The organism is bacterium, from assembly GCA_020440705.1.
Taxonomy (GTDB): Bacteria; Krumholzibacteriota; Krumholzibacteriia; order LZORAL124-64-63; family LZORAL124-64-63; genus JAGRNP01.
In genome coordinates this window covers 20,821-30,692 of record JAGRNP010000036.1, presented here as the reverse complement: position 1 = coordinate 30,692, position 9,872 = coordinate 20,821, and the positions used below count along the sequence as shown (strand labels likewise).

Genomic DNA, 9,872 nt, shown 5'->3' with positions numbered 1-9,872 from the left:
CAAGGGATCGCAACGCGGAGATCGGCTTGGCCAGGCGTACCGCGTGCCGGGAGGAGTTTTTCAACAGCCTGCTAGACGGCGCCCCATCCGTTCCGGAACGAAGACGCCCCCGGCTCGCGAGCCGGGGGCGTTCGGTTGTCGGGCGGTCAGGAACCGGTCAGACGGCGGCCACCTGGCGCCGGGACGGCCGGGCCGCCTCGGTGCCCGTGCGCGCGAGGGCCGAACCGAGGTGCGCCACCCGCGGCGTGGACTGGTGGCTGGGCTGGGTCCAGACGCGGGCGGCCGGACGCACCAGATGCGTCGGGGCCAGCGGCGTCGGGCGCAGGATGGGCTCGAGGGCCGCGATGGCGGCCGGAATGAGCGCCTCGTCGGCGTCGGCCGGCGCGCTCGCCATGGCCACGGCCGGGATGAAGTCCTCCGGCCCGAAGGGTTCGGCGGCGAGGAACGGCGCGATCGTGGCCACGATGACGCGGATGTCCTGCAGCAGGCCGGGCGCCAGGTCGGCCTCGTAGGCGGTCATCTTGGCCGGCAGCACCTCGTCGATGTAGAAGCGGCGCGGATCGGCCACCGAGGCGAGGATCTCCTCCTCGCGCCGGAAGAGCAGGGTGCCGCCGTGGGTGATGCCCGGCCGCACGCGCAGGATGCGGGCGTAGCGCTCGGGGAACAGCTCGGCGAATTCGGGCACCTCGGGCCGCGGCCCCACGAAGCTCATGTCGCCCTTCAGCACGTTCCAGAGCTGGGGCAGTTCGTCGAGCTTGTGGCGGCGCAGGAAGCGGCCCACCGGCGTGATGCGGGCGTCGTTGCCGGCGGTGACCGCGGGCCCCGTGTTGCGCACCGTCATCGTGCGGAACTTGCAGATGCGGAAGCTCTCGCCCGCGAGGCCGAGCCGTTCCTGGCGGAAGAAAACCGGGCCCGGGCTGGAAACCCACACCGCCAGGGCGAGCAGCCCCAGCACCGGAGTCAGCGCGACCAGCCCGGTCGCGGCGAAGAGCAGATCGAATGTCCGTTTCAAGTCTTTCCTCCCCTTGCAGGGAATCCTTTTCGGCCATTTAAGCCAGATCTTTAGCAACGACAGTGCCGTTTTCCGTGCTGGCCAAACAGGATTGTCCAGATGGGCGAGGCTAAGATGTTGAAATCAATAACCATCGGATCTTCCGCGTCCCGACATTCTGGTGGACGGAGGCCGGATTTCCAAGCTAAATTCACGTCGCCGGCGGAAAAAACTGTCCAGAACCTGGTCGCGCCAACACGTTTAGTTGTATTCGTTTACATTTGGAGCAGCAACGATGGTTCGGGTCCGGTTCTGGCATCGCGAACCGGACCATCCGCAGCGGATTTCGATGGGCCGCCCGACGGGGATCGGGTAAGGTCGCGGTTCCGGGAACATTCACCCATCTCTCAAGGATGAGAGTCATGCGCAAAGACTTCCTGCCGTTCTCGCCCCCCTATCTCGGCGAAGAGGAAATCGCCGAGGTCGTCGACAGCCTGCGCTCGGGCTGGATCACCACGGGCCCCAAGACCAAGCGCTTCGAGCAGGAGTTCGCCGCCTTCACCGGCGCCCCCGCCGCGCTGGCCCTGAGCAGCTGCACCGCCGCCCTGCACACGGCCCTGGTCGTGGCCGGCATCGGCCCCGGCGACGAGGTCATCACCACCCCCATGACCTTCACCGCGACCGTGGCCGTGATCGAGCACGTGGGCGCCCGGCCGGTCCTGGCCGACATCGAGCCGGACACCATGAACATCGACCCGGCCCGGGTGCGCGACGCCGTCACCGACCGCACCAAGGCCGTGATCGCCGTCCACTACGGCGGCCACCCCTGCGACCTGGACGCCCTGCACGCCATCTGCGACGAGCACGGTCTGCTGCTGATCGAGGACGCGGCCCACTCCCTGCCGGCGAAGTACAAGGGGCGCATGATCGGCGCCTGCGAAAACCCGGTGGCCTTCTCGTTCTACGCCACCAAGAACCTGACCACCGCCGAGGGCGGCATGCTCACCTGGACGCCCGCGCACATCGAGACCGCCGGCGTGGCCTCCCTGCACGGCATGAACCGCGACGCGTGGAAGCGCAACGACAAGTCGGGCTCGTGGCGCTACGACATCGTCACGCCGGGCTACAAGTACAACATGACCGACATCCAGGCCGCCATGGGCCTGCAGCAGCTGCAGAAGATGGACGCCATCCTGGCCCGCCGGCGCGGGATCGTGGCGCTGTACCGCGAGCTCTTCGCCGGCCTCGGCGAGGCGTTCGATCTGCCGGTGGAGCGGGCGGACTGCGAGAGCGCCTGGCACCTCTTCCCCATCCGCATCCGCGAGGGCGCGCTGAAGATCTCGCGCGACGAGTTCATCGAGGGGATGCGGGCGCGCAACATCGGCACCAGCGTGCACTTCATCCCGGTGCACACCTTCACCTACTACCGCGAGAAGTACGGGTACCGGCCCGGGGACTTCCCGGTGGCGTTCCGGGAGTCGGAACGGCTGGTGAGTCTGCCGCTGCATCCGGGGTTGTCGGCTGAGGACGTGGCTGACGTCGTCGGGGCCGTTGAATCTTGCAGCAGTTGAAGCCGCTGCGTGCATCCGATATTAGCGGCGGTACAAAGACCTTCGCCGCTAATTCAGGTTTTCTCCTCGAGTCGAGTGCAACGATCATGGAATTATGCAAATTTTCTGACAGCACCCAGTTACTAGACGACGTGTTCGGCTGGGATGTAAAAAGCTGGTCGCGAGCTCTCCCGTTCTGGTCCAAGCACTTAACACAAGGGCTTTCTGGCAAGAAGGTCCTTGAACTTGGATCCAATCTCGGTGGCTTGTCACTGCTGTTTGCCAAACTGGGTGCAAACGTAGTTTGTTCAGACATTGGCGGCGTGCATGAATCAGCAATCAAGCTTCATGAGTCGTATTGTGTCGATCAGCTCGTTACCTACCGAGACATCGACGCAAAAGCCATCGAGTTCCCTAGCGAGCTCTTTGACGTCATTGCTTTCAAGTCGATTCTGGGCGGGATCGGACGCAATGACGACTTAAGCTCGATCAAAGATGTCATTTGTGAGATGCACAGAGTTCTCAAACCAAATGGAATCGTATTGTTTGCGGAGAATCTCGAAGGAAATCGCTTCCATCAGTTCTTTCGCAGGCGATTCGTCAAGTGGGGACGTGAATGGCGCTATCTTACGCTCGAAGAGCTATCCAGGTTGTTCTCCGAGTTTGATCAGTATCATGCTACCAGTTGGGGGCAACTCGCAGCCCTGGGGAGGTCCAATACTCAGAGAGACCTCTTGTATTTTGCAGATCGGCTGATCGTGCCGCTCACGACATCCGGTTCACGATACATTGCTTTCGGAGCAGCCCGGAAAGGCACCTAGAACCGCCGAAAACCCATACGAAAGCCGGTTTGGATCTAGCCACTTTCAATGATAGCGCCCAGCAACCCGAGAAAGAACCATGGATCAGATAGTCAAAGTACTCATTCTCACCCAATACTACCCTCCTGAAATGGGTGCACCGCAAGCTCGCCTTCACGAGTTAGCGGTACGTCTCTCCCAGGCCGGCCATGAAATCACCGTCCTGACAGCAATGCCGAACTATCCTACAGGTAAGATTTTTAGAGGATATCGCGGCCGCGTGTTCAAGACCGAGATGGTCGACGGCATCAAAGTTCATCGTGTACCGGTTTTTCCAACGAAGTCCGCTTCTCCAGTACTGCGACTACTCTGCTATTCGTCATTCGCAGCCGCGAGTTTCATTGCTGGCATACTTGTAGCAAGACGATCGCAACTCATTCTCACGGAGAGCCCCCCATTGTTCTTAGCCCCCACAGGGGTGTTCCTCAAGTACATTAAACGAGCAAAGCTAGTTTTCAATGTGTCGGACATTTGGCCTGACATCCTGGTACGCATGGGGGTAGGCAGCAACGGCTTTCTAATCAAATGCCTTGAGGCACTTGAATCCTTTGCATATCGAAACAGCAACGTCGTCGCACTAACGAATCCCGGTGCGATGCACCAGATCAACGATAGATTTCCAGAAGTCGCCACCACAGTGATTAGCAATGGTGTAGACACGAAAATGTTTAGTCCAGCAAAGTCCAGTACGCATGCCCGAATGAAACATTCTGTCTCCAAGGATCAGTTTCTGGTCATATACTGCGGCCTGCATGGATTAGCCCAAGGTTTGGAAACCGTTCTCGGCGCGGCCAAGATTCTGGAATCAGATCCTAGGATTCGCATCCTGTTCGTCGGAGATGGCCCCGTCAAAGAGAAGCTTGTATCACGCGCCGAAGACGAAGCATTGAAGAACGTCTTGTTTTCCGACCGAATTCCCAAAAGTGAAATAGCGGAACTTGTCGCATCGGCAGATCTCAGCCTTGTGCCCTTGGCCTGTGAGCTACCCGGTACCATGCCCTCAAAGGTATATGAGGCACTGGCATCCGGCACTCCTCCAATTGTCACCAAAGGATGCGAGGCGGAGCACTTAGTAAATTGCCACAATTCAGGACGGACGTTCGAGCCAGGAGATCCCGAGAGCCTCGCCCGGGTGATTCTGGAACTCATCCGGGATCCCGTCGAGCTTCGCAGGGTCCGAGATAACGCCATTCAACTCTCGCGGCGATTCGACAGGGACAAAATCGCTGGTGAAACAGAACAGATCATCCGCGCCATAGCTTTCGACGGAGACTTACCCAACGTGATCTGGTAGTTGAAGCGGGGAGAATCGGCCGTGGAGTGGATTCGGAATGCACTGAAAAAATCAGAAAAAAACGGCTAAACCCACACGGACCTTTCGCTTTCGGGTTCAACTTTCGATTGAATCAACGTAGACACGTTCCAATCTATCCAAGACTTCCGTTTGTGAGAACTCTTGACAGTGGATCCTCCCGTTCGATCTATCCCGCTTGGCCAATACCTGGACTACTTGATCAGCCAAAACTTCAGGAGCCGCATCAACAACGAAGCAGTTCTCAACTCGCTCTAGCCGCTGGCGAACATCTCCCACATCCACACTAACTATTGGCAGATTACATGCCATCGCCTCCTTTACGACGTTGGGCGAGCCTTCATATCGGCTAACCACGAGCAGGCAATCTGCCGCACTAAACAGCGATGGTACGTCCTCGGGTCTCCAATTGCTACGCATTATCTCGAATTCTACGTTTCCCATCTTCTTTCGGACCTCGGCGAATACTTTCTCGGCGAGCGCTAAGTTCTTTACCCATGGATCTCCGCCACAATTAAACACAAGCAGAGGAGTCGCAGGCGCGAACCCCAACCTCAATCTCGACTCCTGATAGTCCATTGGTCGAAACGCTTTGAGGTCGACGCCAGAGGGTATAACCGCTACTTTATGCGATCTCACCCACAGAGATGCGGCCAGATTTGCGCTCACGCAAACAACCCTCGTCGCAAAAAGCGCCGAAACTTGACTGATGAACCGTCCTACGATGCTTCGAAATCTCGAGACTGCCTCTGAGGGGTTCAGATCGCTCCCCCTAAACGTAACCACCGAAGGTACTCGACCGGATGCTACAACAACCAACAACGCTGTTACGGTTCCGTAGTGCGCGTGAACGATTTCAGGCTTGAACTCTTCAATTTTTTGACGCAGCCGCCTATACTCCCCTAGGACCGCAAGAGGAGAAACACGATCAGCCACATAGAATTCGGCCACATCATGTTTTCTGCCCTTCAACGCGGCAACTTGGCGCTTGGCAAAAATCATAATCTTGCCCTCGGCACTTCCCGGGACAACCGCAAGCACCCGCATGTGACTCCCTCTATTCAACCCGCTTCACACATCCGCCAGATCGGCGTCAAGCCCGTACACCGACTATTCTTGGCCACCTCGGCGCTGTATCGCCCAATACGGCTTCTCAGCCCCCAGGTTTTCGAAACACATTGTGCCATTCTACCAAGACAGGCCTGAATCCACATAGGAAGCCGTCATTCCGCCCTCCCCCCATACAACTCCAAATAGTGCATTCCCATTGCATCTGAGCTAAACTTTTTCTCAATGGTCGCCCTAGCCAGTTTGCTCATCGTGGCGCGGCCAGACATCTGCAATGACGCCCGAATCGCCCCGGCAAGTTCACCTGATCTGGACGGCTCAAACAGGATTCCGTTTTCTCCATCTTGGACGATTTCCGGTATACCACCGACTCGAGGCACGATTGGGACTAGTCCAACGGACATCGCTTCAAGCAGAGCCAAGGGATGACCTTCCCACTTGGACGCAAGCACAAAGAAGTCACCCCCAGCGAGCAACTTGCACGGGTCGGATGCGGCGCCAAGGAAACGGATACGCATACTCTGCTCCCGACTTGCAACTAGATTCTCTGCTTCCACTCGCGTCGGGCCATCTCCGACAAGGACAAGCATCAGGTCGCGGCCATCCTCGAGCACCTCAAGAAATCCCCTGATCAACGCCAAGTGGTTCTTTACATCATGAAAGCGAGCGACGCAAACGTACACAACAGTCCCGTCACGGGCACCCAGCATACTCCTTGTTTCTTGTCGCGCACCCGGATCGAACGCGAATCGACCAGTATCGATTCCGTTCTCTATAACGGGCACATGTCGGTAGACACCTCCTCCCTCATACGATTTTGCAACCGCACGAGAAACTCCGATAGGATGGATGTTCAATGAACGTGCAACGGCATGAGTCACATTTTCTGCTATGGATCTGTGGGCCTTCTCAATGGAGTGAAGCGTATGAAAATATCTGGGCTGTCGCTGCCGAACTGCACACGGAACCAGATACCTTAGTGCGTGCATGTGTGAATGGACTACACGAGGCCGGATCTGCCCAAGATGGCGAAAAAGTCCTCGCAAGCAGCTGAAATCCGGCCCTTGGCGCTTGCCGACAAAGTAGGCCGCATTGTAATCCAACCCTCTCTTCCGCCACACCTCATTCCAAACTTCACTGTTGCCAGAAAGACTCACTATCTGAGCGTCCAACCCCTTTTCAGTCAATACTCTGGTCAGATTTAGGGCCATTTGCTCCGCGCCCCCCAAACTTATTGAGGGGACAATCTGAACGACCTTGAACTCCCGATTCATGAGGCCCCCGGCTCGCTGGCGCCCAAATTGTCTTCCCGCGACTTCGTGCTCCTTTGCAGATGGTCCTGCTGTCTCGGTCCCCTTCGGCGAGTACCAGCGGACTTGAGAGACAGTCGAATAAACAAATAGACGAAAACGGGCATGAGGTACACCCTCAGGCACTTGTAGATCGCAGATGCAAAGTGGATTCTAAGACCGTCGAAACAAAGTATCGGCATCACGCCAGCTGCAATGAGTAGCCAACCTAGACTTGATGTTTCTCGAGATTTCCTGAAGACCCATGCACCCAGCACGCCGTAACAAAACATATGTAGCCAAACGCCTAAGATCCCGAAATTTAGATATCCTTCGGCGACCGGCGAGAACCCCAGCCCCCCCCCTTCTGAAAGAAGCAGAGGGTCAATAAACTCAAGCCGTACACGACTTATGTTCAAAAGGTCCATGTTCAAAATACTAGGTAGCACAGGAACAGCGTTCACTAGTCCAGCTGCATATGACAAGCCCCAATAACGAGCGTCGGGATAGTATGCAAGCGCTTCCATGAGTGAAGTATGTGGAGCTCGAAACTCATTGGCCGAGGTCGGGAGCACTGCTTCTGGGTGTTGCATAACGATTTTGGCGGTTTCGGATACCGATGTAAGTATACCTTCTGCGAGAAAATACCTCGCCAGATTGTAGAATTGGGCAAGCGCAATACCAACAACCAAGCCAAATACAACAGCGCTCCCCCTGATACGCTTATGTCCCTCGCTATAGAGCACGGCAACAAATACCACAAAATAGACAATGGTACTGCGACCACCGATTTGGAGTAGCAGGAGGATCACGGGAACAGCGATCAATGCCGACAAGAGCGCAGTTGCACGCCTTCCCGTTCTAAGTGAATAGAACCACAGGCACCCACATCCGAGGAGCCACCACTCGAAGCCGGCACCAAAGGTAGTCGTAGTCCGCAAGAGTGCGTATCTCTCGGCCCCATAGCCTACTCCAACCAGTGCGCCAATCCCCCCAAATGCACGAACCTGAGTTGCAATACCAAGAGCCCCCAGAAGGAAAAGAACCCAACTCGCAATTTTGAGGATTTCAAAGTCCCAGGCCACGACTGTTCGCGCCAATTCTGCAGTGGGTCTCCTCCGGACTACCCACAACCCCAAAGTCAGCCCACTCATTGCGAAGAGATTGAGAGTGCCGTAGTTGCGCAAGACATCAGAACTATAGCCCTGTACCACGAGAGTCGGCCCAATGACATACAAGCCGAATATCAGCGGGACCAACACGGTGGGTGTAAGGAGGTCAGACTGGGCAAAGACAGCTCTATCCAGCAAAGGAGAGAAAGCTAGGATTGCGATACAGGGCATCGCCCAGTCCGGTTCAAACAGTAGAGAACCAACGCAAATCGAAAAGGCAACTGCACTGAAGCAGAGCCTAACAATGGAACTTGCCGATCGACTACTCTGCCACATTGCGTTGTTTAAACTCTCGTCGATAGAGAGCTGCGAACAGCCCCCATTCCCCTACAGCTATGACTACCGCAAAGACCGTCGCAGTTGCGATCACGTTTACGGGAGCAATGGCAAGAGCCAGTAGCAAGACCACGATCTTTGCGAGGTTGGCCTTTGCGTCCATGCTCGGGACGCCATGGGCGTGGACCAGAGAATTAAACAACCCAGCGAACATCATAACCGCGGTACCTACACCCAGGATCAGGAACACGGGTACCGCAGCTCGATAAGTTGGACCTAAAACAAAGAACTGGACTAGTGCGATTGCACCAATAGCCACCGCCATCACGAGTGTATATGGCACCGCGAACTTCATCGCCGACGATCGGAACCGGATCCGCTCGTCGTTTGTGGACATAGCTGAAACCCTTGGAAGAATGAGAGTTCGGGCTGAGGTATTCAGAAGGACAAAAATTGCAACAAATGTCATTCCCGCATTGAAAACCCCAACCTGTTCAAGATTCTCTTGCCTGTTCAAACTAAATATCGGAACTCTCCAAAGTACGGCAAAAGCAATGCTGGAAACCGCAACCCACTTACCGTATGAAAATACTCGTTTCAGCGTCGCAAACGAGTTTTTGAACGACCATACGACGGACGTGTCGGTGCCCTCGCACCTCGACTTCCGGACAAATGCAATCCAGCCGATTGGTGCGATTAGGCCAACGGGGACTATGTACAACGCTACAAGGAATAGGAACACAGACGGGTCACTGGAAGCAACCAAAGTCACTAGTAGAATGCATCGAATAGCAGCATAGCCGACTAGGAGGGATGAAAGCTCCCGAAAGTAGCCCAATGCCTGGAAGGCTCCCTTGATGGTAAACCAGACGCTGGTGAGACTTGAGGCCACAACAGATAAGACTACGCCCTCCGGCCCGCCGAGCGACCGAACCAAAGGGCCAACTTGCCCAAAAGGGATTATTAAAAACGACGTAAGAACGCAAATGGCGCCAAATGCGACTTTCCACAACAGTATTGTGGGGAACACTGACCACGTAGATTCATTTGCGTTGTAGCTTCGCACCATACTGACTGACGTACCGCAATCGAACAAACTAACGCCGAACATGCTGAGTGCGACCAACAGGCCCAAAGTACCAAAGACCTCTGGGCCGAGTTCCCTCGCCGCATAGAGTGTAACAAAAAATGACGCCAGGTTATTCAAGCTGCCCGCCAGGAACAGTCCGGAAAACTCCCGTGCGTACTGCGGTACAAAGGCACTAGACCTGCCGATCAAATCCCGCACATTGCCCACCAAAAGTCTAAAGAGTAAGTTCTCTCTGTCCCAAGTCGCTCCCAACTCAATGCCAAC

At 56.1% G+C, this 9,872-nt stretch carries 8 protein-coding genes; 3 read left to right on the top strand and 5 right to left on the bottom strand.

Translation table 11 applies throughout. The features are described 5' to 3' along the window. Positions 1–157: 157 nt before the first annotated feature. Entirely contained in the window at positions 158–1,012 is an 855-nt protein-coding gene (locus KDM41_07665) for a sugar transferase (protein ID MCB1183295.1), read from the bottom strand. Positions 1,013–1,413: 401 nt separating this feature from the next. Here KDM41_07665 and KDM41_07660 point away from each other — a divergent pair, with 401 nt between their 5' ends. From KDM41_07660 to KDM41_07650, 3 genes are all read left to right on the top strand, one after another. Then, positions 1,414–2,562 carry a DegT/DnrJ/EryC1/StrS aminotransferase family protein gene (locus KDM41_07660; GenBank protein ID MCB1183294.1) on the top strand — a complete coding sequence of 383 codons (1,149 nt, stop codon included), beginning with the start codon at positions 1,414–1,416 and terminating at the stop codon, positions 2,560–2,562. After that, positions 2,550–3,362, top strand: coding sequence for a class I SAM-dependent methyltransferase (locus tag KDM41_07655; protein MCB1183293.1), 813 nt, complete (start codon positions 2,550–2,552; stop codon positions 3,360–3,362). The genes KDM41_07660 and KDM41_07655 overlap by 13 nt, the downstream gene beginning before the upstream one ends. A gap of 79 nt (positions 3,363–3,441) precedes the next feature. Then, a complete protein-coding gene (locus tag KDM41_07650; protein ID MCB1183292.1) occupies positions 3,442–4,695 on the top strand; it encodes a glycosyltransferase family 4 protein in 1,254 nt (417 codons plus the stop codon). 96 nt (positions 4,696–4,791) lie between these two features. On the opposite strand, the gene KDM41_07645 is transcribed toward KDM41_07650, so the two are convergent. The 4 genes from KDM41_07645 to KDM41_07630 all read right to left on the bottom strand — a co-directional run bounded on the left by KDM41_07645 (position 4,792) and on the right by KDM41_07630 (position 9,725). Further along, a complete protein-coding gene (locus KDM41_07645) occupies positions 4,792–5,760 on the bottom strand; it encodes a glycosyltransferase family 4 protein (protein MCB1183291.1) in 969 nt (322 codons plus the stop codon). Positions 5,761–5,936: 176 nt separating this feature from the next. Further along, complete coding sequence (locus KDM41_07640) at positions 5,937–7,055, bottom strand: glycosyltransferase (GenBank protein ID MCB1183290.1); 1,119 nt, start codon at positions 7,053–7,055, stop codon at positions 5,937–5,939. After that, positions 7,052–7,906, bottom strand: coding sequence for an O-antigen polysaccharide polymerase Wzy (gene wzy, locus KDM41_07635; GenBank protein ID MCB1183289.1), 855 nt, complete (start codon positions 7,904–7,906; stop codon positions 7,052–7,054). The genes KDM41_07640 and wzy overlap by 4 nt, the downstream gene beginning before the upstream one ends. 598 nt (positions 7,907–8,504) lie before the next feature. Further along, positions 8,505–9,725 carry an oligosaccharide flippase family protein gene (locus KDM41_07630; protein MCB1183288.1) on the bottom strand — a complete coding sequence of 407 codons (1,221 nt, stop codon included), beginning with the start codon at positions 9,723–9,725 and terminating at the stop codon, positions 8,505–8,507. Positions 9,726–9,872 lie beyond the last annotated feature (147 nt).

Bases quoted from the DNA above. Each gene is read 5' to 3' on its own strand.
- KDM41_07660 (MCB1183294.1), top strand. From the start codon at position 1,414: ATGCGCAAAGACTTCCTGCCGTTCTCGCCCCCCTATCTCGGCGAAGAG.
- KDM41_07640 (MCB1183290.1), bottom strand. From the start codon at position 7,055: ATGAATCGGGAGTTCAAGGTCGTTCAGATTGTCCCCTCAATAAGTTTG.
- KDM41_07650 (MCB1183292.1), top strand. From the start codon at position 3,442: ATGGATCAGATAGTCAAAGTACTCATTCTCACCCAATACTACCCTCCT.
- KDM41_07645 (MCB1183291.1), bottom strand. From the start codon at position 5,760: ATGCGGGTGCTTGCGGTTGTCCCGGGAAGTGCCGAGGGCAAGATTATG.